This is a genomic window from Roseateles amylovorans, assembly GCF_025398155.2.
GTDB lineage: Bacteria > Pseudomonadota > Gammaproteobacteria > Burkholderiales > Burkholderiaceae_C > Roseateles > Roseateles amylovorans.
In genome coordinates this window covers 6,177,928-6,201,134 of record NZ_CP104562.2, presented here as the reverse complement: position 1 = coordinate 6,201,134, position 23,207 = coordinate 6,177,928, and the positions used below count along the sequence as shown (strand labels likewise).

Genomic DNA, 23,207 nt, shown 5'->3' with positions numbered 1-23,207 from the left:
CGCATGAACTATGACGTGATCGTCCAACTGACGTCTGAAGCGCTGATGATGTGTGTGGTGCTGTCGCTGCCGGCGGTGGTGGTGTCGGCGGTGATCGGCCTGCTGGTGTCGTTCTTCCAGGCCATCACTTCGCTGCAGGATTCGAGCATCTCGCAGGGCATCAAGCTGCTGGCGGTGACCGGCGTGGTCGTGTTGACCGCGCCCTGGGCCGGCTCGACGCTGATGAAGTTCTCGGAAAATCTCTTCGCCGCCGTGTTCCAGACATGAGGCTCGACCGCGCCCAACAGACCCAGCAGGCGGCCGAGGCGCGGGCGCAGGAGCAGCACGCGTCCGGCCACGGCCACAAGGGGTTCGCCGGTGGCAGCCACAAGGGCACCACCTATCGGCATGCGCCGCGGGCCCAGGCGCCGGCGCGTCGCAACACGGGCCCGGCTCCCCGCGCCAAGCCGCGACCTGCGCCCAACGCCCGATCCGCCGGTCATCCCGAGGACGACCATGCGCAGTTGCCGGCTTCGGACCCGCAGCAGTTGGCACAGATGTCGATGCAGTCGGTCAGCGGCCCGAAAGGCCAGCAGCGTTCCGGCGCGTCATCGGATCCGCAACAGCGCGGCAGCCTGACCGATCGGTCCCATTCCCCACCGCCGCCGCCCGGACCGCCGGTGGGCGAAGGTGCCGCCCTGCGCCAGAGCCGCAAGCCGGCTGCGGCGCGGATGCTGGCCACGCCTGCGCCCGGCGGCATGCCGGCGGAGGCGATGTTCGATGCGATCGCCTCGCTCTACTTCGGCAACGCCACCGCGGCGGCGGCCACTCGGCTGGCGACGCTGGCGGCCGCGGCGCGGCACCGACCGGCCGACAGCCAGACGCCCACGATGGCCGAGGTCAAGGCCGCGGTCATGGCCTGGTGTGCCAAGGCGGGCAAGCCGCCTTCGGGCACCGAGGCGGAGCGCAATGCCAATCTGCTGTTCCCGATCTTTGCGTTGCGGGCATTGCGGCCGCTGCCGGAGGGCCCGCAAGGCCTGGCCGATGTCCGCAATGCGTTGCTGCAGCGCGCCACGCTGCCATCGCCCCTGGAGCGACGTTCATGAGCTACGACCGCTATTGCCAACTGATCCGCGAGCTGTGCGAGGTGGTGGAACTGCCCGATGCCGAGACCGCCATCGCCCGCAATGCCATCGAGGTCGAGGGCTTCGAGGTGCTGCTTGGGCATTACGACAACGACCCGGAGGCGATGTACCTGAACTTCACCTTCGGCAGCGTCACCTCCGGCCGCAGCCTGCGGGTGTTTCGGCTGATGCTGGAAGCCAATCTCACGCTGTATGCGCAGGACCAGGCGCAGCTTGGCCTGGATGCCGATACCGGCCTGGTGCTGCTGATCGTGCGCATTCCCATGACGCACGATACGGATGGCGTGTATCTGGCGGACACCTTCAACCATTACGCGGAGCACGGCCGGTACTGGAGGGAGAACATCCTTGTTGCCGAAGACGAGATGTTCGAGAGCCTGAGCCACGGCGATTACGCGTGGCTGCGGGTGTGAGGGGTTGAGCCATTGGGCTGAGCAAGCGATCGCTGCTGTTGGACCTCGTTCAAGCTGGAGCGGCTGTCAGCGAAGACGGAACGACTGCCCACTTACCTGCCAGCTGGTGGTCTCGTCGTTGATCGCGGTGCCGCGATTGCTGGGCTTCGTCCAGCGCGTCCGGGCTACTCCGAGCCGATGCTAAGCGGTCACTGACATGGCCGGACTTTGTCCCTCCGTTACCATTCGGGGCATGAATCGTGACCAACTAAAAAGACTAGAAACTGACCTCTGGATTGCCGCCGACAAGCTCCGCGCCAATTCCGACCTCAAGGCCAGCGAGTACAGCACCCCCGTCCTGGGCCTGATCTTCCTCAAGTTCGCCGATAACAAGTACCGTCAGCACGAAGCGGCCATCGACCAGGAGTACGCCAAGCTCAAGGGCACGCGAGCCGAGCGCAGCGAGCAAGACATCGCCATCGAGAGGTGCGGCTTCTACCTGAAGCCCCAGGCCCGCTACGACTACCTGCTGAACCTGCCCGAGAAGGAAAACATCGCCAAGGCCATCCGCGCCGCGATGGCCAGCATCGAGAACACCAAGCCAGAGCTGCTGGGCGTGCTCCCGCAGGAGGAGTACGACCGCTTCACACGCAGCCCCAAGAACCAGCACATCCCCAAGGATCTGCTCAAGCTGTTCTCCGACATCCCGGTGGATGCCTCGGGCGACGTGTTCGGCCAGATCTATGAATACTTCCTCGCCAACTTCGCGCTCAGCGAGGGCCAGGGCGGCGGCGAATTCTTCACGCCGCGCTCCGTCGTCAAGCTGATGACCGAGATCATCGAGCCCCATGGCGGTAAGGTCTTCGACCCGGCTTGCGGCTCCGGCGGCATGTTCGTGCAGTCGGCCGAGTTCATCCACCAGCACCAGGCCGACAAGGCCGCTGATCTGGACGTCTTCGTCTGCGGCACCGAGAAGACGTTGGAGACGGTGAAGCTCGCCAAGATGAACCTCGCCGTGAACAACCTCCGCGGCGACATCAAGCAGGCCAACACCTATTACGAGGACCCCTTCAACGCCTTCGGCGCCTTCGACTACGTGATGGCCAACCCGCCGTTCAACGTGGACGACGTGACGCTGGACGCCGTGGAGAAGGACCGCCGCTTCAACACCTACGGCGTGCCCCGCAACAAGACCAAGGCCAAAGCAGTGGGCGGCAAGGACGGCAAGGAAAAAGCCGTCGAGACCGTTCCCAACGGCAACTACCTCTGGATCAACCTCTTCGCCACTTCGCTCAAACCCGGTGGCCGCGCCGCGCTGGTGATGGCCAACTCGGCCAGCGATGCCCGCCACTCCGAGGCCGACATCCGCCAGACGCTCATCGGGCAGAACCTCATCTACGGCATGCTCACGCTGCCGTCCAACCTGTTCTACACCGTCACGCTGCCGGCCACGCTGTGGTTCTTCGACAAGGGCAAGACCGATGAAAAGGTGCTGTTCATCGACGCCCGCAACATCTTCACGCAGGTGGACCGCGCCCACCGCGAGCTGAGCGACGAGCAGATTCAGAACATCGCCCTCATCCCCCGCCTGCACAAGGGCCGCCGCCAGGAGTTCGTGGACCAGGTGGACCGCTACCTGCATCAAGGTATGGCGCAACTCAAGGACGCGGCCGAGCACCTGCCTGCCTTGAGCGAACGCCTGCTTTCCGTGCTGGCTGAAGAAGCGGCCGATGCCCAGACCAACCAGGCCGCGCGCGACGCCATCGACGCGCTGCAGGCGCAGTGGGGCCAGCTCGCTCCGCTGGCACAGGCCCAGGACCAGCACGAACGCACCCGCGGCCAGAAGCACAGCGTGGACGAGCGCAACAAAACCCAGCACCTGCTGCGTGCCCAGTTCACGCCCTTCTTCACCGGCCTGCACGCAGCGGTGAAGGCGCTGGACAAGGCCATCCGGGAGATGGACAAGCGCAAGGCCGAGGCCGCAAAGGCGGATGGCAAGCGCGCCACCGCTAACCGCCAGACCAAGGGCGTGAAGGCGGCGGTGCAGGCTCTGCACGATGAGTTGAAGGCCGCCGAGCTGTACTACCAGCATGTGAGCTGGCTGCAGGAGCGCTTCCCCCAGGCCGCCTACGAAGACGTCACAGGCCTGTGCAAGCTCGCCAGCCGCGAGGAGATGGCCGAGCAGGATTGGTCGCTAAACCCCGGCCGGTATGTAGGGGTGGTGATTGAGGAAGACGGGAAGACGGAGGAGGAGTTCCTGGCGGACCTCGCCGTCGCTCGCGATCAGCTTCAGGAACTGAGTGATGTCGCAAGCGCGCTTCAGCGCACCATCGCCGAAAACGTCTCGACCGTGTTGGGCGAGGAACAGCAAACGTGATGCAAGCGCCAATCCTGTTTTCTGACCTCATTGCCGAGACCAAGGATGGCGAGTGGGGGGAAGGCCAAGAGGCGCCAGGGCATGTGCTCTGCGACGTCATTCGCGGGACTGACTTCGCCAGTCTGAACGCTCCGAGCCTTGAGCTACCTCAACGCTGGGTCCCTGAGCACTTGGTCGTGCGCAAGGCTCTCGAGGCCGATGACATCCTCATCGAAACAGCTGGCGGTACTGCCAAGCAATCGACAGGCAGAACTGCACTCGTCACCAAGGAGTTCTTGGCGTCTCGGGGAGATCGCCCGGTATTGTGTTCGAGCTTTGCTCGGCATTTGCGCGTTGACCGAGACAAAGTCCAGCCCGTCTACCTTTACTACGTACTCCAGGCGCTTTACGTCTCCGGGTACATGGGCGTCTTCAATCTTCAGCACACAGGGGTTGCCCGGTTCCAGTTCACTGCCTTCAGGACAAAGACGCGGCTAGCGCTCCACGAGAAAGCCGCCCAGCCCAAGATCGCGGCGACGCTCAAGAGCTACGACGACCTGATCGCCAACAACCAGCGCCGCATCGCCTTGCTGGAGTCCATGGCCGAAGAGATCTACCGCGAGTGGTTTGTGCGGATGCGGTTTCCTGGATATGCAACGGCTGCACACGAGCGAGGAATGCCTTTGGGTTGGCAGGCATCAACGGCCACCGAGATGGTGCAGGTTCTAGGTGGTGGCACGCCGAGCACGGAGGTCAGCCAATACTGGGGTGGTGATATCCCCTTCTTCTCTCCGAAGGATTCGCATGACGGTGCGTATTGCTTGCAGACTGAACAGAGCATCACCGAACTGGGCTTGGAAAATTGCGCATCCAGGCGCTTTCCGAAGGACACGATCTTCATCACCGCACGGGGGACGGTCGGCAACCTAGTGTTGGCCGGTGAGCCGATGGCCATGAACCAGTCCTGCTACGCGCTGGTCCCCAAGATCGACAAGAAGCCGTACTTCGTGTTCGCCGGGCTCAGGTGCGCAGTCAATGTGATCAAAGGGGTCTCGAACTCTGGCGTCTTCGACAACGTGGTCATGGACACCTTCAAGATCATTCCACTGATCAATCCTGGCTTCGCCCTTCGTGACAGGTACAACGAAGTAGCTGAGCCGATTTTTGAGCAGTCGCTCATGCTGCGCCGGGCCAACACCCGCTTACGCGCTACCCGTGACGCCCTGCTCCCCCGCCTGATCTCCGGCAAACTCCGCGTCGATGCGTTAGACATCCAGTTCCCGCCCAGCATGCAGCCGCCGCCCGCAGAGGCCGCGCCGCGTGAGGCGATAAACAGTTAATAGGTCCCCTTCTCCACAGCCGGCAACACCAGGGAGGTGCCATGGCCGCAGCGAAAAATTTCATCAGCGAAGACGACATCGAGCGGGCCCTGCTCCAGCGGCTACAGCATCTGTGCGGCTTTAACGCGTTGAACTGCTTCACGACCCAGCCGGATGATCTGAAGGATGGCTCTGGCCGTGCCGACAAGCGCGAGGTGATCCTGGCCGACCGTGTGCGCGCCGCGTTGGAGCGGCTGAACCCACAAGCCCCGGCTCACGCCGTGGACCACGCCCTGGCGCAACTGGTGCAGCCGCGTACGGCGATGAGCCTGGTGGCGGCTAACCGGGAGATGGACGCGCTGATCCGCGACGGCGTGCCTGTGACCTACAAGCCCGAGATCGGGCCGCAGGCGGGGCAGATGGTGACCGAGCGGCTGAAGGTCATCGACTTCGAGGCTCCCGACCCGCGCACCGGCCGCAACCACTACCTGGCGGTAAGCCAGCTCTGGGTGCGTGGTGAGCACGGCTACCGCCGGCCCGACGTGCTGCTATACGTCAACGGCCTGCCACTGGTGTTCATCGAGCTGAAGAACAGCAACGTGAAGCTTCGCGCGGCCTTCGACGACAACCTCACGACCTACAAGGCCGAGATCCCGCAGCTCTTCACCGCCAATGCGCTGTGTCTGCTGAGCAATGGCATCGAGACCCGGCTGGGCAGCATCACGGCGCAGTGGGAGCACTTCTTCACATGGCTGCGAGTGGACGACGAGAAGGAAAAGCTGGACCGCCCGGCCATTGCCGCCCAGGGCCTGAGTGTGGAGCGGGCGGTGCTGGGCCTGCTGATGCCGGAGCGCCTGCTGGACTACGTGGAGAACTTCTGCGTGTTCTACCGCGAGACGCAGAAGATCATCGCCCAGAACCACCAGTTCATCGGCGTGAACAACGCCTTCGAGCAGTTCAAGCACCGCCGTGAGCTGGGCGGCAAGCTGGGGGTGTTCTGGCACACCCAGGGCTCGGGCAAGAGCTTCTCGATGGTGTTTTACACGCGCAAGATCTTCCGCAAGCTCACCGGCAACTTCACGTTCCTGGTGGTGACCGACCGCGACGACCTGGACGGGCAGATCTACCGCAACTTCCTGCACACCGGCGTGGTGGCGCCCAAGGACGATGTGCGGCCCAAGGGCAGCGCGCAATTGCGCGAGATGCTGGGCAAGAACAAGCGCGTGGTGTTCACGCTGATCCAGAAGTTCCGCTTCGAGAAGGGCAGGGACTACCCGCAGCTGTCGGAGCGCGACGACATCGTTGTCATCGTGGACGAGGCGCACCGCACGCAGTACGCGGGCCTGGCCGAGAACATGCGCGCCGGCCTGCCGAATGCGAACTTCCTGGCCTTCACTGGCACGCCGCTGCTGGGCCAGGAGCGCAAGACCAATGCGTGGTTTGGCGACTATGTGTCGGAGTACAACTTCCAGCAGAGCGTGGAGGACGGCGCCACCGTGCCGCTGTTCTACGAGAAGCGCGTGCCGGAGGTGTTGATCCAGAACGACGATCTGAGCGAAGAGTTCGCTGCGATCCTGGAAGACGAAAACCTGGACGGCGAGGCGCAGGAGAAGCTGGAGAAGCGCTTTGCGCAGGAGATGGAGGTCGTCAAACGCGAGGATCGATTGGACACGATTGCGCGCGACATCGTCTATCACTTCCCCCGCCGCGGCTACCTGGGCAAGGGCATCGTTATCTCGGTGGACAAGTTCACCGCCGTGACGATGTTCGACAAAGTGCAGACGTTGTGGAAAGCCGAGATCAAGGCGCTGAACGGCCGTATCACCGCGACGACCAACGACGTGGAGCGCCAGCGCTTGAAGCAGCTCAAGGCCTGGATGGGCGCGGTGCAGATGGCAGTGATCGTCAGCGAAGAGGCCGGCGAGGACGAAAAGTTCGCCAAGAAGGGCTTGGACATCAAGCCGCACCGGCAGCGTATGAACGCGCTAGATGAGCACAGCCACGACATCGAGTTCAACTTCAAGGACCCGGAGCACCCGTTGCAACTGGTGTTCGTCTGCGCGATGTGGCTGACGGGCTTCGACGCGCCGACGGTGAGCACGCTGTACCTGGACAAGCCCATGCAGGGCCACACGCTGATGCAGACCATCGCGCGGGCTAACCGGGTCAGCGGCCATGAGATCCTGGGCGTGGTCAAGCGGCATGGCGAGATCGTGGATTACTACAACGTCTTCCGCCGCATGAAGAGGGCCTTGCGCGACTACGCCGCAGGCCCGGAGGATGACGAGCTGCCGGTGCGAGACAAGAGCCATTTGTTCACTCTGCTGGACGAAGCCATCGACCAGGGCTTGGCGTACTGCCACGTCCAGGGCGTTCCACTGCACGAGGCGCTGGAACGTGGTGACGTGTTCACCAAGCTAGGCCAGTTCAACGGCTTTGCAGACACGCTTCTGGCAAGTGACGAGCAGCGCAAATCCTTCAACGTCTACGAGAACACGATTTCCTCGCTCTACGAGGCCTGCAAGCCCGAGGTGCTCGGCCGCAAGCTGAGCCGTGTGGTGTCGGCCTTCCAGTATCTGCGCGGCGTAATGGACAGCATCGTCGAGGGGGCTGACATCGACTGCGCGGTGCAGCGCATCGAGGCGCTCCTGGACGCCAGCGTGGTGGTGGACAACGTCGAGGCCTTCTCGGCCAAGGAGTTCGAGGCACAGTACAAGATTGTGCAGCGCGGCAAGGCCTGGAACTTGAGCACAGTGAATGTCGAGAAGCTGCGCGAGGAGTTCAAGCGTGCGCCGTTCAAGAACATCCAGATTGCCGACCTGCAGGCCTTCCTACAGCGCAAGTTGGCCGAGATGCTGGCTCAAAACAGCACGCGTACGGACTTCATCCAGCGACTGCAGCGGGTGATCGACGCCTACAACTCCGGCGCCACGTCTACCGAGAACTACTACGACGAGCTGACTGCCTATGCCCAGGAGCTCAAGCAAGAGGCCGAACGGCACATCCGCGAGGGCCTGACCGAGGACGAGCTGGAGCTGTTCGACCTGCTCAAGAAGGAGTCACTGACGCAGGATGAGACCCAGCGCGTTAAGCTCGCAGCCAAGCATCTGCTGAAGCGCCTCGTGGAGCAACAGCCCAGAGTGCTGATCCAGAACTGGCACCAGAGCGCACAGACGCAGAAGCAGGTGCGGGCAGAGATTGAGCGTGTACTGGACGTCGACCTGCCCGACAGCTACGACCGCACGACGTTTAAGCAGAAGTGCGACAACGTTTATGACCTTGCCGTGGAGTACGCGGCCAGGGGTAAGAAATGGGCTGCCTGAACTGAACGCGTTTGGATCGGCTCATGCAGTCTCCTTAGCCGCCTAACGTGTTCTCGGGAGACAGCCGACGCCGCCTAGGAAGGCCCGATGCGCCCTAGATCGGCGCGCCCCGACACGAGTAAACCGTCGATAGCTTATCGGAATCTGCCGCTCACCGCCCCGCGTCCACCCCTGACGCAGCCGGCGACGATCCCGTCGCTCCGCGGGGTTCTGCAGCCTGCTCCTGCCTCCCCGCCCGGCTCCATTGCGCCATCTCGCTAGACAGCGTCTGCAGCGCCAGCGCCGGCCGGACCTGTTCGAAGAACACCACCACCAGCAGCGACAGCATCGCGATCGCGACCGCGCCCTTGATCGGCTGCGCCAGGTTGTTGGGCTCCAGCTTCTCTGCGGACTTGGACAGGATGCCGAAGCCCAGGTCGATCAGCGTCAGCACCAGCATCGCGGGCGCGGCGATCTTGACCATCATCTCCAGGTAGTTCCCGGTCTGGACGCGGATGAAGTCCTCCAGGATGTTGGACCACGCCGGCGTCAGGCTGCCGATCGGCCACCAGTTGAAGGAATCGAACAGCAGCCCGGTCAGCACCATCATGCCGCCCAGCAGGTAGAAGCCCGCGATGGCCAGCTGCGACAGCAGGTTGCCCACCGGCGTGCTCTGCTCACCGCTCAGCGGGTTGGTCTGCTGGACGTTGTTGTAGCCCGCCTGGTTGTCGATCAGCACGCCCACACCTTCGGCCACCCAGAACACGGTGGAGGCGGCGAACCCCAGCATCAGCCCGATCAGCGCCTCCTTGCCCAGGATGATCGCCAGTTGGACCATGTCCACGTTGTGCACCAGGCTGGCCGGCTGGCCCCAGGCGATGAAGATCGCCAGGCACAGGCACACGCCGTTGCGCACATTGCCCTGCAGGCTTTGGTCGGTGGTGGCCGGCAGCACCAGGAAGATGGCGTAGACCCGCAGCAGGCAGACCGCCAGCAGCATCACGGCGTCCTTGAGCACGGCGCCCGCGCCCATCACCGCCGAGAAGCTGGAGAACATGTCGTTCATGCGTGCTGCTCCGCGAAGGCCGCTTGTTCACGCCGCTGTGCCACCTTGCGGGCGACGGCCGCTTCCTCGCTCTCTTCGTCCTGGGTGTCTTCGCCTTCCTGATCGATCTGCTTGAGCCGCTGTTGCCGGCGATCCTCCAACTGCTCGATCTGCCGCTCAGCGCGCTGCAGCGCCTGCCGCGCCGCCACCAGTCGCGCCTGGGCCTGCACGACCTGCGCGGCGGCGGCCTGCTCCGCCTCGGCGGCCTGGCGGACCAGATCCGACAGGCCTTGCAGCACCAACGTCAAGGTGACCGCTTCATCGGGCCGGAAGCCACCGTCGCTGCCCAGGGATTGGATCTTGGCCGCGCACGTCGCTTCATTGGCCACGCTCAGGGCGTGCTGGTGCACCGCCGCGTCATGGGCCTGCTGCGTGGCCGCCAGGTGCGCGGCGGCCGCCTGCACCTGCTGCTCCAGCGGTTCCAGTCGGCGGCGCTTGACCCACAGCAGTGTCTTCAGCGAGCGCAGGTCCATCATCCGTCGACCAAGGCCTGCAGCTCGGCCACGGTCTGCTCGAACGGACGCAGGTCGCTGGTGGCCTGGTTCAGGAACTCGCGGATGGCGGCATGCTTGCGCACCGCCTCGTCGGCCAGTGCGTCGTTGCCGGGCTTGTACTCGCCCATCTGGATCAGCATGTCCATCTCGTCGTACTTGGCCATCAGCTTGCGCAAGGTGCCGTTGGCCTTCTGATGCGGGGCCGGCACGATCTGCGACATCACCCGGCTCAAGCTGCCCAGCACATCGATGGCCGGATACTGGTTGCGCGCGGCGATCTTGCGCGACAGGATCATGTGGCCGTCCAGGATGCCTCGCACTTCTTCCGCGATCGGGTCGCTGCCGCTGTCGTCCTCGGCCAGCACGGTGTAGAGCGCGGTGATCGAGCCGGTGGCGCCCATGCCGGTGCGTTCCAGTAGCCGAGGAATCTCGGCAAAGACCGACGGTGGATAACCGCGCCGGGCCGGTGACTCGCCCGCCGCCAGGCCGATCTCGCGCTGGGCGCGGGCGAAGCGGGTGAGCGAGTCCATCATCAGCAGCACCCGCAGGCCGCGGTCGCGGAAGTACTCGGCGATGGCGGTGGCCACATGGGCGGCCTTGGCGCGCTCGATCGAGGACCGGTCCGAGGTGGCGCACACGACCACCGACCGGGCCATGCCTTCCTTGCCCATGATGATCTCGATGAACTCGCGCACCTCGCGGCCGCGTTCGCCGATCAGCGCGATCACGCTGATGTCGCATTGGGTGCCGCGCGCCAGCATGCCCATCAGGGTGCTCTTGCCGACGCCGGCCGGCGCGAAGATGCCCATGCGCTGGCCTTCGCCGAGGGTGATCATGCCGTCGATCACCTTCACGCCAGTGGGCAGTGGGTGCTCGATCATCTCGCGGTCCATCGGACTGGGCGGCATCGCGAACACGGGTCGCGACTCGTCGCACACCAGCGGCGGGCCACCGTCGACCGGCTGGCCGAGGCTGTCCACCACCCGGCCCAGCAGCGCATCGCCCACGGGAATGCTCTGGATCTGACCCAGTCCGACCACCCGTGTCTGACCCGCGCTCACGCCGAGGATCGAGCCGAAGGGCGACAGGATGGTCTGCCCCTGGGAGAAGCCGATCACTTCGGCCACCTGCAGCAGCTGGCCGCCGGCATCCAGCAGATGGCACATCTCGCCAAGCTTGGCGGAAAGTCCGCTGGCGCGCACCAGCGTACCCACCACCTCGGTCACCTTGCCGCTGCGATGAATGATCTCGGCGCCGGAGAGCTCCAGCTCCATCCAATGGCTGAGGTCCTTCAGGTTCATTCGGCCACCGCTCGGCGCACCGCCCGCGACATCGCGGCACGCAGCGCATCCAGTTGGGTGGTGAGACTCGCATCCACCACGCCGATGTCGGACTCGAACAGGCAACTGCCCGACGGCAGCGCCGGGTCCACCACCACCTCCACCGTGAGGCCCGCCGCCTGCAGATCGGGCACCGCCGCGATGCCATCGCGCGCCGCCTCGAAGTCGGCGGTGCTGACCCGCAGCGTGAGCGCCGTGGCCGAGCGCGACAGCGACTGCACGCTCTTCAGCGCCCGTTGATAGAGCGCAGCGCGGCCCTCGGTCTGGACGATCCGCTCGACCGCGCTGGTCACCACATCGGCCAGGCGCTCATGCAGACCGCGCACCACCTTGGCCTGGTCCACCGCCTGGTCGGCCTGCCGTTCATGCCAGGCCAGGGCGGCCTGACGCTCGCCTTCGGCGCGGCCGGCTTCGCAGGCGGCTTCGATGCGCGCCTGGGCCTGCGTCAGCAGGGCCTCGGCCTCGGCCCGTGCGTCAGCCAGGATCTGCTCGGCCTGGGCGCGGGCGTCGGCCAGCAGCTCATCCGCCCGTTCGGCCGCATCGCGACGCACGGTGGCGACTTCCCGCAACACCGCCACGTCGGCGGCCCGCACCACACCGTGGTCCGCGCCGGCCCGGGCCGCCTCGCCTTGCCACCAGATCAGCATGGCCAGTTCACTCCTGCATCGGCCAAGGCGGCCAGTGATTCGGTAACGCCGCGATCGGCGGGCACGTCAGGCTGCGCCAGGACATCTGCCAGCAGCGTGCGCGGCATGGAGAGTTGAACGATCTGTCGCACCGCGTCGTCTTCCGGCGCGAGCTGCGCGGACCAGTCGGCAAAGCCCACGCAGGCCCAGACCACCGGGGACCAATTGGCGGTGGCGGCATCCACCGGCTTGCCGCTGCGACTCATGGCGGCCAGCGCATCGAAGCTGTCGCCCAGCGCGCGTTGCAGCGGCGCGCGCACGCTGCGGTCGATGCAGCAGCGCAGCACGCCGGGGCGTCGCGCCAGCGCGATCGTGCACAGACGATGCAGCAGGTCGCCGCGCGGCAGCAGGCACAAGCGGGTGAGCGGGTCGGCAAAGCGCCGCAGCCGGGGCAGGCCACCGGCGGCGCGCAGACGGCCGCTCCACAGCCGCGGCATCAGGCGGCGGGCGTCGGCCTCCGGCATCGCATCGACGAAGGCCCAGGGGGTCATCACCTCTTCGCGCCATTCGGCATCCAGGTCGTCGATCAGGCCCTGCAGCTTGTGGCCGAACGCCAGCGCCCAACTGGCCTGCTGTTCAGCGGTGACCATGGTCGTCAAGCCTGGCTGGGGGCTGCCACGCCGAAGCGGCGCGCCAGTGGCAAGGGCAGCCAGGCGGGCTTCTTCCACACCACCAGCCCGAAGGCGCCGCCGACCAGTGCCAGCAGGGCCAGGACACCGCCGGCCAGCCAGGCCCACCAGGCATCGACCGGCACCGGCGCGCTGGCCACCGGCAGCATCGCGCCGGGCACCAGCGTGACGGTGACGTTCTCGTAGGTCAGGCCCTCCACGCTCCGGGCGACCATGCTCTTGATGGAGGGCGCCAGCATCGGCACATCGATCTCCGGCCGGTACTTGACGAACACCGACGCGCTGGACGGCTTGACCGTGGTGGCCATCGGATCATTGTTGGGCAGCACGATGTGCACCTTGGCGACGATCACCCCGTCGATCTTGGACAGCGTGCTCGACAGCTCCTGCGACACGCCGTGGATGAAGCGCACCCGTTCCTCGGTGGGCGTGGAGATCAGCCCTTCCTTCTTGAACATGTCGCCCAGCGAGACGTACTTGTCGGTCGGCAGGCCGTTGGCGCGCAGGATGCTGAGGGCATTCACCACGTCCTTCTCGTCCACCGCGACGTTCCAGGTCTTGCCGGCGTCGCTGGTCTTCTTCTCGGCGTCCACGCCGCGGCCCAGCAAGGCCGCCACCATCTCGTTGGCTTCGGCCTCGGTCCGCTTGGTGTAGAGGTCGGTCTTGCAGGCGCTGAGCAGGCACAGCAGGGCCATCAGCACCAGCAGGCTCAGCCGGCGCCGCACGGCGCCGACCGCTGAGGCACTTGCGGGCGCCGTCAGCGGGAACCGGGTGGGAACGCGGGGGACAGCGGCGGCGTTCATGTCATTGGTTCTTCATCAACGTCTGCAGGCCGTTCTTGCTGCTCTGGGCCACCGAGGTGCAGGCGGTGAACTGCAGGCCCTGGGTCGCCACCTGCAGGTTGAGCTCCATGGAGCGGGTGGTCAGCTCCTGCAGGTCCATGGTGGGGGCCTCGGCGACGAAGCGCTGCATGTCCGCGGTCACGTGGCGGGAGGCCTCGTCCAGCGTGTGCAGCGTCTTGGTCATCGTCGAATCCGGGCCGTTCATTGCCTGCGCGGCACTCGCGTCCGGCTGCGGCTCGCGGGCCATCAACTGCTCGAACTTCTGCGCCTGCGCCTGCAGGTCCGGGCCGGGGGCGGCGGCCTGGCGCATCACCTCGTGCACGGAAATCGCCTGGATCGGATCGGTCATCGTGGTCTCCTTGGAACGCCAGAGGCAGTGACAGCGGCACCTTCGGCAATGCGGCAATGCGCCGCCTCGGCCGGCACGCCAGCCGGCACCGTCGCCGGGTGCGGCCGGGATCAGGCCCGCATGTAAGCGACGTGCGACAGTTCCAGCGGCAGGCTGGGGACGGCAGCTGCTTCCTCTGCACTGTCCTGCGCCTCGTCCGGATTGAGCAGGGTGCGCACCATGTCCAGGGCCTCCGGATTGGTGGAGGTGTGCAGCACATCCTGGGCGGTGTCGCGCCAGCCCATGTCGCCGGTGGCGAACTGGCAGTAGGCGAGGAAGGCCTTGGCGGTGCTCCATTCGGGCGCGGCGGCATCCAGGTTGCGCAGGGTGCGCATCGCATCCGACCAGTGGCCGCGCTTCATCGCGATCCACGCCTCGAAGAAGTCCAGCTCGGAGACCTTGGGGCGCAGCAGGCGCACCGCGCCCAGCAGGGTTTCCGCGTCGTCGAGCCGCTCGCGGTCCACGGCCATGCTCACCAGGCCCACCAGGCCGGAGACGAATTCTTTGCGTTGCAGTGAGGAATCGATCATTTCCGCTCCATGCTTCTCGTTGAGGCGTCGGGTCAGGGATCCGGGAGACACCCCCGCGCGCCAGGCAATGCCGCGCGGGGGCTGGTCCGCTCAGATCAGCCGCGGGCCAGGGTCTTGTCCAGGTCCTTGAGGCTGAACTTGTTGTCGCCGCGCTGGTCGGCCTTGCCCTCGGAGATCTTCTGCGCGTTGTCCGCAGCGAAGCTCAGGGCCTTGTCCTGCAGGAACTTCTGGCAGGCCTGCATCAGCTGGAAGCTGGGCTGGTTGCCATCGGGCATGGCCTTGCCCTGGGCCACGTCCTTGACGGTGTCCAGATCGAAGGTCTTGCCGTCCTTGGACAGCGCATTGAAGTTCTCGCGCAGCGTCGAGACCGCGTCGCGCTGGCCGGCGTCCAGACCCTTCTTCTGCAGCGAGGCGGACAGGTCGCCGATGCCGATCGTGCCGTCCGGACGGCCGCCGAAGATGCCCTTGCCAGCGTTGTCCGCATCGGCGGTGTCGAGCTTGCGCAGTGCGCCCTTGCCCTCGTCGCTCTTGAGGAACTTGCAGGCGGCCTGGAATTCGGGCGTGAAGTCTTCCGGCTTCATGCCCTTGGGACGAATGCCGCTGGCGGCGTCATCCAGGTCCTTGGACGTCATCTTGGTCATGCCGGAACCCAGCATGCCCTTGGCGAGCGCCGATTCCGCGCGGTCCGCATTCATCGGACCGCCGGCGCCGCCCAGCAGACCCTGGTTGCCCAGGGCGTTGAGCGTGCCGGCCAGGGCGCCGGCAGCGCCCAGCGCGCCACCCAGGCCTTCGATGGCCGAGCCCAGCGCGTTCATCACGTTGCCGCCCGCGCCTTGCAGCGCCGCCTGGCCCAGGCCGCCGAGTGCCTGGTTCAGACCGTTCAGGCCTTGGGTGAGACCGCCCAGGCTCTGGCCCAGACCTTGGCCCAAGCCTTGACCGAGGCCTTGACCCAGACCCTGCGTCAGGCCGCCCAGCGCCTGGTTCAGGCCTTGGGTCAGACCTTCCAGCGCATGGCCGAGACCGCCCAGGCCCTGACCCAGGCCGCCGAGCGCCTGCGTCAGGCCGCTCAGCGGCGCGCCCATGGCCTGGCTCAGGCCGCCCAGGGCCTGGCTCACGCCTTGGCCGGCCGCGCTCAGGGCGCTGGCCAGCGGATTCTTCAAGAGGTTGTCCAGCGGTTGCAGCAGCTGCTGCAGTCCTTGCAGGCCTTGTTGAAGGCCTTGCAGTGCCTGCTGAATGCCGCCCAGGGGACTGTTCTCAATCCCTTGCAGCGCCAGGTTCAGCGGCGATTGAATGATCATGCTCATGTTCAATGCTCCGACAATGATTGATGCGGTGAGGCGATGACGCGGCGTGGAGGAAGTCCCCGGTCACACCAGGCCCTTGACGCTGTCGCCGCCCGCCTTGAACTTCTTGCCGAGGGCTTCCGACATGGCCGATTCCTGGCTCATGCGACCCATGGCCAGGTTGTTCGCGATGGTCTGCTTGCTTTGCGCCGCCAGCTGGTCCATCAGGGCTTGCGCCGTGGCGGATGCGCCTGCGGACTGCGCGCCGCCGATCGCCGCTCCCGAGCTTGAGATCGACATGGAGTTCTCCCTGCACGGCGCGGTGTGCCCACCGACGCCGTGAAAAACACGCCAGCCCACCAGGGGCCGGCGTGTTCAGTGCGATGACGTCAGACCAGGCCTTTGACGCTGTCGCCGGAGGCCTTGAACTTCTTGCCCAGGGCTTCCGACATGGAGGCCTCTTGGCTCATGCGGCCCATTTGCAGGTTGTTCTTCATTTGCTGAACGTTCTGCGCTTCCATCTGGCCCATCATTTGGTCCATGGTTGCGGTGCTGCCAGCCGATTGCGCACCACCGATTGCTGCTCCACCAGACATGACTCTCTCCTAGTTGATACGGAAGGTGACTTCCGGAATGAAGGCGCCGCGAGGCACCCGAAAAAGATGGAACGACCTATTCGTTCCACCAAACACTGTCGATCGGCGGGTCCTTCGGACCTGGGATTCGATCGATCCGTGGTTCTCTGGCGCCGCCGGCCCTTCGACCGGCGACGTCGTGGATTCATCCGCGGCCATCGGGCCGCGTCTTCATTGCAGCGTCGCCGCGTAGGCCAGCACACCATTGGCGGCCTGGCGCACGTTCTGGTCGGCGCTGGTGGCCAGGATCTCGTCCAGGATCCCCTTCCACCGCGCGTCTCGCGCCAGCAAGAAGGCGGTGGCCAGCGCGACCTTGGCGCCCTCGTCGTCCGGATGGGCCTCCACATGCTGGCCGAGCGTCGACGAGGCGTACTCCGCATCGCCCCCGATGCTGTGGGCGATGGCGCGGCACACGCGGAACGGCGTCGGGTCGTCGAGCGTGAGCTCCACGGCCGCGCTGACCGTGTCGGCATCGTCACGGGCCCGGTACACGGCACCCAGCAGCCCCACCGCCATCAGGTTGCGGTAGACCAGCGGGTAGCCGGACGCGTCGGGGGTCGGGGCTTCAGCGGCCATCGGGGTCTCCTTGTGGACGTTCTGGGCGTGACGAGAAACGTGAGTCGGTCGGGACGGGCCGGGCTCAGGCCGGCAGCGAGGCGGTGTGGATCGATTCCCACACATGGCGCACGATGCGCTGCGAGGCACGGAAGCCTTCGATCAGCTGCGAGGTGAGCTGGCGCTCCGCATCCGGCAGCGGCGTCTGCAGATGGCTTTCGCTGGTCTGCGCCACAGTGTCGAAGTAGCTCAGCATGGCGCGGGTGCGTTCGCCGCTCAGGTCGTCGGTCAGGGTCTTCTCGATGTGCGCGAGGTCCGCGAACACGGTCTGCTCGATGGGGTTGTCCATCAGGGTTCTCCGAGAGGTGAGGGGTTGACGCCGGGATTGACGGGCGCGGAGGCGGGCTCGGTGTTGGACGAGGTGTCCGCGACCGGGGTCCGCAACGAGAGGTGCTTGATGCCGTCGGCGGTCTGCACGTACTGCAGGCCGTCGTCGTTGAGCATGGCGCCCACACGGGCGCGGGAGGTCGGCAGCGTCTCGGTGGCCAGCACCTCGATGCGGGCGACCAAGGGGCCGATGTCGGTCGCCACACGGCGGGCTTCGTTCTGGAGCTGCGCAGGATCGGGCGACTGGCCCTCGACCGCGAACACGCCCTGGCCGCGGTAGCTCACCCGCAGGCCCGGTTGATTCAAGGCATCGCCAATCTGGCGCACCAGGTCGCTGGCGGCGGCATAGCGGTGCAGCAACTGGTCTTCGCCGAAGGGCTGCAGCGCGGCACGCACCCGGGCGGTGGCGGCGCTGTCCGGCAGCAGGCCTTCGACCACCACACGACGATCGATCTGGCGCACCGTCAGGCCCAGGACGCCCGCCGTGGACAAAGCCCGCTGCACCCGCTCCAGCGGACGGATCGGCGCGGTGGCGGTGGCCGAGGCCACCGTCTGGGTGGAGACCACGATCGCCAGTCCCGCCGTCAGCGCGGCCACGCACACCACCGCACCGACCTTCATGCGGGTGGAGGCGCTTTGACGTGGCGCCTGGACCGGGGGCGGGGCCATCAGCGCCTGCATCAGGGTCATGTCGCTCGGCCAGGCGGCGCCATCGGGGCCGGCGCACAGCACGATGTCTCCGAAGCGTCGCGGCATGAAGTCGACCAGCCGGCCCAGAGGGCTGGCGGGCTGACCGTCGTTGCCGGAGACATGGAGGGCGAGAGACACGGCGGATCCTTCATGGTCGCCCATCGGGTCGACCGCTTCGTCGAACATCAGGATCAGCGCGGGCTGGTCCCAATCGCTGATCTGCAGGTCGGCCTCTTCATCGCTGGCGATTCGGTAGTGCCGACGGGTCAACAGTAATTGCGCCCCTGCGTGCAGACCGGTGAGGATGCGAAGCTGCTTCATGGTTTGCGAATCCGGATGCGTGACCGTGAAGAGGCGGTGCTCAGGACGCGGAGCCCGCGTCGTGCATGAACGATTCGGGCACCGGTGTCGACACCGACGGTGCGGGCACCGAAGCCGGTGGCAGCGGCGCCTGCATGCCGCGAGGCTGCCCTGGTGCGGCATTGCCGGCCGTGCCGTTGTTCGTGCCGGCGGCCGTGGGCGGCAGGTCCGCCGGCTCACGGATGAGTCGCGGCGAGATCAGGAAGAGCCGTTCGCTGGAGCCCGACAGTTCCGAGGTCTGACGGAACAGCCCGCCCAGCACCGGCACCCGTCCCAGGACCGGCACCTCGTCGCGCCGCGTGGACTGGTTGGTGGTGGTGATGCCGCCGATCAGCAGGCTTTCGCCTTCGCCCACATGGGCCTCGGTCATGATCTCGGTCCGCTTGACGATGGGCACGTTGTCCACCCGATCGGCCTCGAAGCTGCCGTCCTCGATGTAGAGCGACAGCTTGATGCGGCGGGACACGCCGGTCCCATCGGCAATCGAGGTGATCTGCGGCGTGACCTGCAGCAAGGTGCCGGCCTCGATCTGGAACACATTGGCCTCGAGGTTGCCTGCCACCCGCACCGTCACCACGCGCTTCTCGCGCATCACCGCGGGCCGGTTGGCCACGCCCAGCACCTTCGGCTTGGCAATCACCCGGGCCTTGCCCCGCGCGCTCAGCGCATTGATGCGCGCCATCAGCTCACGCCCGGCGTTGGACCACAAGGTGCTCAGGGTGAAGGTGCCCGAGGTGTCGCTGGCGGGCTGGCTCACACCGAAGCTGCTCTTGCTGCCGCGCACATTCCAGTCGATGCCCAGCGAGTCGATGCTGTCGCTGCTGACGTCGATGATGGTGGCTTCCAGCTCGACCAGCACCGGCTGTACATCCAGGCGGCGGATCAGGTCGATGTATTCATCCATGCGCTGCGGTCGGCCATGGATCACCACCGAGTTGGTGCCCTCGTCGGCCTCGAAGACCGGCGGCGTCTCATCATCCACCGGGCTTTGCAGGCCGCGGGCACTGCTGCCAGCGCCGGCGCCCTTCTGCGACGGCTGGCCGCTGGTGGCCTGCCCGGGCTTGCGCGCCATCACATCGGCCAGTCGGGTGTCGCGGCCCATCACGCCCTGCATGGCGCGCAGCTTCTCGGGCTGCACCTCGACCATCGTGGGCGCATCCGCTGCGGCTGCCGGGCCGTTGGTGGCGCCGCCGTAGAGCGAGGTCAGCGTGGAGGCGATGCCGCGGATGCGGGTCTGTCCGAAGTTGCGGTCACCGGCGGAGGCGAATCGCAGCGGCACCACCCGCACCGTCTTGCGATTGCGTTCCATCGCGCCGACGTCCAGCGACTCGACCGCCGCGGCAATCAACTCCACATGGCGCGGCGGTCCGTAGACCAGCAGTGTGCTTTCGCTGGCATTGAATCGCAGCGGAAAGCGGCTGTCGCCGAGTTGCAGCGATTCCAGCAGCTCCGCGACCTGTTCGCGTCGGAAGCCCTTGAGTCGGAACAGGCGGCTCTGCACCGAGCCGGCCGGGTAGAAGTAGAGCGCCGTGCCGTCGTGATACCAGACGATGCCGTAGGCCCGGGTCATCGAGTCCAGGAACTTCTCCGGCGTGGTGTCGAAGCTGGCCTGCACCGTGCCTTCGATCCCATCGGCCATCACCGCGGGCAGGCCCTGGCTGGAGGCGAAGTCCAGCAGCACCTCGCTCACCCGCTTGCTCTCGGCCTTGTAGACGAAACGCTGGCTGCGCCATTGGCGCGAGACCCGGTTGGCGGCACGCGGCGTCTTGGCGGCTGGCGCGCGAGCGGCCGGAGGCGTTGCTGCAGCGGCGGGTGGCGTGTCGGCCGACGGTGGGGTCTCGGGCGTCTGCCGCGCCGCCCAGGCCAACGGCGGCGCGCACAGGGCCAGGCTCAGGCACACCTGTGGAAGGACGGGGAATCGAAGGCGGGGGGCATGCACGATGGAACGACCTGTTCTCGGAACTCGGAACTCTGATCTCGGGTCTTGGGCTTGGGCTTGGTCTGTGAGCACTGGGCTCCGGACGCTGCGCGCTGCGCACTGGGCGCCGCGCGACGTTCTTATTCCTCGTCCTGCATCGACTGCTTGATGGCGTCGGTCATCTTGTTCATCGACTTGGTCATCGCCTGCTGGTTCTGCTGCATGCGCATGATCAGGTTCTGGCCCATCAGGCTTTCGAACTTCTCCATCGCTGCGGCATCGGTAGCGCCGGTCGACGCGGTCGGTGCGGTGCTGGTGGCGGCCGTGGTCGAGCTGATCGAGTGACTCATGTCGGACTCCATGGATGCGATGGCCGGACCATAGAAGGGGACCGCGACGGCGCGCGGTTCGGACCCGAAGCGGACGACTCGCAGGCGAAGTGGCACGACCGCGGGTCGGCCCGTGATCGGGTGCGGTTCGGCTCGTGGTGACGGCCTTCGCATGGACGTGATCCGTCCGGTGCGGCTTGCCTAGAGTCCGGGTCTTCATTCCGTCATGGAGAACCCTGGGCATGCTGTCGTCATGGTTGTTGTTGCCGACGCATGGACTCATGCCCACGTGGCATGGGTCTGGACGGCGATATGAAGCGGCTTGGTACCGGTTGCAGCGACGGCCGCCGCGCGGGTTGCCACGCACCGCGTGGCGTGCCGTGGTGAGCGCGTGGGCACTGCCTTCCGCGATGGTGGTGACGACCTTTGTGATGGCGCCGATGTTGGTGTCTGCGCAAGCGATCGGGACCTCCGTGGCCGGCGCGACAGCGCAGAGCGTGGCGCGTCCGCGCGCCAACGCCGGGGCTGGTACCGATACCGATAGCGATACCGTGCTTCGCTATCGCTGCACCTTGCTCGATGGCAGGGTGCACACGCTCGTCGAGGACCTGCGGCTGCGGCATCCGGACCTGGTCGACCATTGCGAGCCGGTGCGGCTGGTCGCGCAGGCGCAGCGCATCGAGGACGCGCGCGACATGCCGATGCCCAGCCGGCGCGCAGCCTCCTGGCTGACGGTGATCCAGGGGCCGTCATCGCGCTGGGACGCCCCCGATGGCGCACCGCAATGGCGGGCCATGCCGCCCGCGCTGGCGGCCTTGGTTCAGTCGGCCAGCGACCGCCATCAGCTCGATCCGGTGCTGGTGTCGGCGCTGATCTTTCAGGAGTCGCGTTATCAATCGAACGCGCGTTCGCCCAAGGGCGCGATGGGCTTGATGCAGCTGATGCCGGCCACGGCCGCGCGATACGGTGTGACCTCGCCTCAGGACCTGCTGGATCCCCGCATCAATGTGGATGTGGGCGTGCGCCACCTGCGCAGTCTGCATGATCGCTATGACGGTCGCGTGGACCTGATGCTGGCCGCTTACAACGCCGGTGAAGGCGCGGTGAGCCGATACGGCAACCGCATTCCGCCCTACCGCGAGACGGAGGATTACGTGCGTCAGATCACCGCACGTGTTGGTGTGCCTGGCCCCCGCGTTTCGGGGGGCATAAATGCAAATGAATGAAACGTAAAGGACTTGAAAGATGGCATTCAGGACAGTGGGAACTCCCCAAGGTCCTCAAGGTTGCCCTTCGTGAAAATCGCTACCCTCGCCCCTTCCCGAACACTTGAGCAATTTGTTGCCGCGGCCTTGCAAGAAGCCGGATTCGAGGCCAGCCTTCATACCCATGTCGCGTCCTTGCTTGCGACCTTGCGCAGCGACGACATCCAGGCGGTGGTGCTGGAAGACCATGACCCGCTGATCGATGGCTGGCTCACCGCCTTGCGGTTGCACACCGGCCGACCGCTGTCGGTCATCGTGGTGGGCCTGGGCGACTCGGTGGGCATCTCGCGCGCGCTGCAACGCGGTGCGGATGACTATGCCGTCATCACTGACGGCGCCGAGCCGCTGATCCATCGCCTGCGCGGCCGCATCCAGTCGCGGTTGGACGCGCAGCGGGCCACCTCGCTGCGCGCCGGCCCTTATTCGTTGCATGCGCCCACCCAGATCCTCTCGACCGGCCACGGCGAGGTGAGCCTCACCGCGCGCGAGTTCGCGCTGGCCTGGGCGCTGTTCGAGAACCTCGGCCGTGTGGTCAGCATGCAGACGCTCTCCAACGAGATCTGGGGCCGTTCCAGCGACATCGGACGCCGCACCATCGAGCAGCATGTCTACAAGCTGCGCCGCAAGTTCAACGGCGAGCCGGGGCCCGCCGGCGGTCCGCGTATTCAGACGGTCTACGGCGTCGGTTATCGCCTCGAGGTCTGACGACAACGGCCCGGCCGCCCGGCAGCGCATGCGCCGGACGGCCGGGCCGTTGAGCACCGACCTCGGTCTCGGACTCGGTCTCAGTCTGGGGCTCGGACCTCACACGGCCGTCAGCACCTCGCGGGTGTCCAGCGTGATGCGTTGCATCGCCCGCAGCAGGGCCACCGCCGCTTCGGCGGAGTCGCGCTGGGTGGAGAACACCTGCATCAGCATCAGCGACCGACTGCCGGTGTCGAAGCCGAACACCGGCATCGCCGGACCGCACAGCATCAGCTGGGTGTGCAGCACGGCCTCCAGGACCGGCGCGGCCTGCTCGGTGGTGCCGACCGGCCCGATGAGTGCCTGGGCCATCAGCTGCGAGTCGTCGCCGGTGAGGGTGCGGGTCCAGAGGATGGGCACATCGCCCAACACCACCGCGGACTGGGCCACGCAGCGCTGATGATCGGCTTCGCTCAGGCCCAGGGCGGCGTGGACGCCGCGCAGCCAGGGCAGGGTGGATTCGGGGATCGGATGACTCATGGCGGGTTCCGTGATGGGAGGAGGGACGGGGTCAAAGGCGCTGCGGACGGCACA

General features: G+C 66.3%; 25 protein-coding genes. 8 read left to right on the top strand and 17 right to left on the bottom strand.

Going from position 1 to position 23,207, the window contains the following annotated elements; all coding sequences use genetic code 11:
- Positions 1 to 3 precede the first annotated feature (3 nt).
- The 6 genes from sctS (at position 4) to N4261_RS25610 (ending at position 8,514) form a co-directional block, all read left to right on the top strand.
- Positions 4 to 267, top strand: a complete 264-nt coding sequence (gene sctS / locus N4261_RS25635) for a type III secretion system export apparatus subunit SctS (protein WP_261758080.1) — start codon at positions 4 to 6, stop codon at positions 265 to 267.
- Positions 264 to 1,085, top strand: coding sequence for a hypothetical protein (locus N4261_RS25630; RefSeq protein WP_261758078.1), 822 nt, complete (start codon positions 264 to 266; stop codon positions 1,083 to 1,085). Before sctS ends, N4261_RS25630 begins: the two co-directional genes overlap by 4 nt.
- Positions 1,082 to 1,537 carry a CesT family type III secretion system chaperone gene (locus tag N4261_RS25625; RefSeq protein WP_261758077.1) on the top strand — a complete coding sequence of 152 codons (456 nt, stop codon included), beginning with the start codon at positions 1,082 to 1,084 and terminating at the stop codon, positions 1,535 to 1,537. Before N4261_RS25630 ends, N4261_RS25625 begins: the two co-directional genes overlap by 4 nt.
- A 232-nt stretch (positions 1,538 to 1,769) precedes the next feature.
- Positions 1,770 to 3,893: a type I restriction-modification system subunit M gene (locus N4261_RS25620; RefSeq protein WP_261758076.1), complete on the top strand. Its 2,124-nt coding sequence runs from the start codon at positions 1,770 to 1,772 to the stop codon at positions 3,891 to 3,893.
- A complete protein-coding gene (locus N4261_RS25615) occupies positions 3,893 to 5,212 on the top strand; it encodes a restriction endonuclease subunit S (protein ID WP_261758074.1) in 1,320 nt (439 codons plus the stop codon). The genes N4261_RS25620 and N4261_RS25615 overlap by 1 nt, the downstream gene beginning before the upstream one ends.
- A gap of 41 nt (positions 5,213 to 5,253) precedes the next feature.
- Positions 5,254 to 8,514 (top strand): type I restriction endonuclease subunit R, encoded by a 3,261-nt coding sequence (locus N4261_RS25610; protein WP_261758073.1) that lies wholly within the window; start codon positions 5,254 to 5,256, stop codon positions 8,512 to 8,514.
- 151 nt (positions 8,515 to 8,665) lie between these two features.
- On the opposite strand, the gene sctT is transcribed toward N4261_RS25610, so the two are convergent.
- From sctT to N4261_RS25530, 16 genes are all read right to left on the bottom strand, one after another.
- Positions 8,666 to 9,559, bottom strand: coding sequence for a type III secretion system export apparatus subunit SctT (gene sctT / locus N4261_RS25605; RefSeq protein WP_261758072.1), 894 nt, complete (start codon positions 9,557 to 9,559; stop codon positions 8,666 to 8,668).
- Positions 9,556 to 10,071: a hypothetical protein gene (locus N4261_RS25600; RefSeq protein WP_261758071.1), complete on the bottom strand. Its 516-nt coding sequence runs from the start codon at positions 10,069 to 10,071 to the stop codon at positions 9,556 to 9,558. Before N4261_RS25600 ends, sctT begins: the two co-directional genes overlap by 4 nt.
- Positions 10,071 to 11,393, bottom strand: coding sequence for a type III secretion system ATPase SctN (gene sctN / locus N4261_RS25595; RefSeq protein ID WP_261758070.1), 1,323 nt, complete (start codon positions 11,391 to 11,393; stop codon positions 10,071 to 10,073). Before sctN ends, N4261_RS25600 begins: the two co-directional genes overlap by 1 nt.
- On the bottom strand, positions 11,390 to 12,079 hold the full coding sequence (gene sctL / locus N4261_RS25590) for a type III secretion system stator protein SctL (protein WP_261758069.1): 690 nt from the start codon (positions 12,077 to 12,079) through the stop codon (positions 11,390 to 11,392). Before sctL ends, sctN begins: the two co-directional genes overlap by 4 nt.
- Positions 12,073 to 12,708 (bottom strand): type III secretion protein HrpB4, encoded by a 636-nt coding sequence (locus tag N4261_RS25585; protein ID WP_261758067.1) that lies wholly within the window; start codon positions 12,706 to 12,708, stop codon positions 12,073 to 12,075. Before N4261_RS25585 ends, sctL begins: the two co-directional genes overlap by 7 nt.
- A 5-nt stretch (positions 12,709 to 12,713) precedes the next feature.
- On the bottom strand, positions 12,714 to 13,550 hold the full coding sequence (gene sctJ, locus N4261_RS25580) for a type III secretion system inner membrane ring lipoprotein SctJ (RefSeq protein ID WP_261758066.1): 837 nt from the start codon (positions 13,548 to 13,550) through the stop codon (positions 12,714 to 12,716).
- 1 nt (position 13,551) lies between these two features.
- The gene (locus N4261_RS25575) at positions 13,552 to 13,938 is read right to left on the bottom strand and encodes a hypothetical protein (protein ID WP_261758065.1); all 387 of its coding nucleotides are present in this window, start codon (positions 13,936 to 13,938) and stop codon (positions 13,552 to 13,554) included.
- 110 nt (positions 13,939 to 14,048) lie between these two features.
- Positions 14,049 to 14,507, bottom strand: a complete 459-nt coding sequence (locus N4261_RS25570; protein ID WP_261758063.1) for an HrpB1 family type III secretion system apparatus protein — start codon at positions 14,505 to 14,507, stop codon at positions 14,049 to 14,051.
- A gap of 95 nt (positions 14,508 to 14,602) precedes the next feature.
- Positions 14,603 to 15,811 (bottom strand): hypothetical protein, encoded by a 1,209-nt coding sequence (locus tag N4261_RS25565; protein WP_261758062.1) that lies wholly within the window; start codon positions 15,809 to 15,811, stop codon positions 14,603 to 14,605.
- A gap of 63 nt (positions 15,812 to 15,874) precedes the next feature.
- On the bottom strand, positions 15,875 to 16,090 hold the full coding sequence (locus N4261_RS25560; protein ID WP_261758061.1) for a hypothetical protein: 216 nt from the start codon (positions 16,088 to 16,090) through the stop codon (positions 15,875 to 15,877).
- Positions 16,091 to 16,179: 89 nt separating this feature from the next.
- The gene (locus N4261_RS25555; RefSeq protein ID WP_261758060.1) at positions 16,180 to 16,332 is read right to left on the bottom strand and encodes a hypothetical protein; all 153 of its coding nucleotides are present in this window, start codon (positions 16,330 to 16,332) and stop codon (positions 16,180 to 16,182) included.
- Between the two features lie 264 nt (positions 16,333 to 16,596).
- A complete protein-coding gene (locus tag N4261_RS25550) occupies positions 16,597 to 17,001 on the bottom strand; it encodes a hypothetical protein (protein WP_261758059.1) in 405 nt (134 codons plus the stop codon).
- A 64-nt stretch (positions 17,002 to 17,065) separates the two neighbouring features.
- Positions 17,066 to 17,329, bottom strand: coding sequence for a hypothetical protein (locus tag N4261_RS25545; RefSeq protein ID WP_261758058.1), 264 nt, complete (start codon positions 17,327 to 17,329; stop codon positions 17,066 to 17,068).
- Positions 17,329 to 18,378: a secretion protein gene (locus N4261_RS25540; RefSeq protein ID WP_261758057.1), complete on the bottom strand. Its 1,050-nt coding sequence runs from the start codon at positions 18,376 to 18,378 to the stop codon at positions 17,329 to 17,331. The genes N4261_RS25545 and N4261_RS25540 overlap by 1 nt, the downstream gene beginning before the upstream one ends.
- A gap of 40 nt (positions 18,379 to 18,418) precedes the next feature.
- The gene (sctC, locus tag N4261_RS25535; RefSeq protein WP_261758056.1) at positions 18,419 to 20,356 is read right to left on the bottom strand and encodes a type III secretion system outer membrane ring subunit SctC; all 1,938 of its coding nucleotides are present in this window, start codon (positions 20,354 to 20,356) and stop codon (positions 18,419 to 18,421) included.
- A gap of 119 nt (positions 20,357 to 20,475) precedes the next feature.
- Entirely contained in the window at positions 20,476 to 20,685 is a 210-nt protein-coding gene (locus N4261_RS25530; RefSeq protein WP_261758055.1) for a hypothetical protein, read from the bottom strand.
- A 389-nt stretch (positions 20,686 to 21,074) separates the two neighbouring features.
- Here N4261_RS25530 and N4261_RS25525 point away from each other — a divergent pair, with 389 nt between their 5' ends.
- Positions 21,075 to 21,890 carry a lytic transglycosylase domain-containing protein gene (locus N4261_RS25525; protein ID WP_261758054.1) on the top strand — a complete coding sequence of 272 codons (816 nt, stop codon included), beginning with the start codon at positions 21,075 to 21,077 and terminating at the stop codon, positions 21,888 to 21,890.
- Positions 21,891 to 22,016: 126 nt separating this feature from the next.
- Positions 22,017 to 22,634: a response regulator transcription factor gene (locus N4261_RS25520; RefSeq protein WP_261758053.1), complete on the top strand. Its 618-nt coding sequence runs from the start codon at positions 22,017 to 22,019 to the stop codon at positions 22,632 to 22,634.
- A 99-nt stretch (positions 22,635 to 22,733) separates the two neighbouring features.
- Here N4261_RS25520 and N4261_RS25515 read toward each other — a convergent pair whose 3' ends face one another.
- Entirely contained in the window at positions 22,734 to 23,153 is a 420-nt protein-coding gene (locus tag N4261_RS25515; protein ID WP_261758052.1) for a type III secretion system chaperone family protein, read from the bottom strand.
- Positions 23,154 to 23,207: the final 54 nt, after the last annotated feature.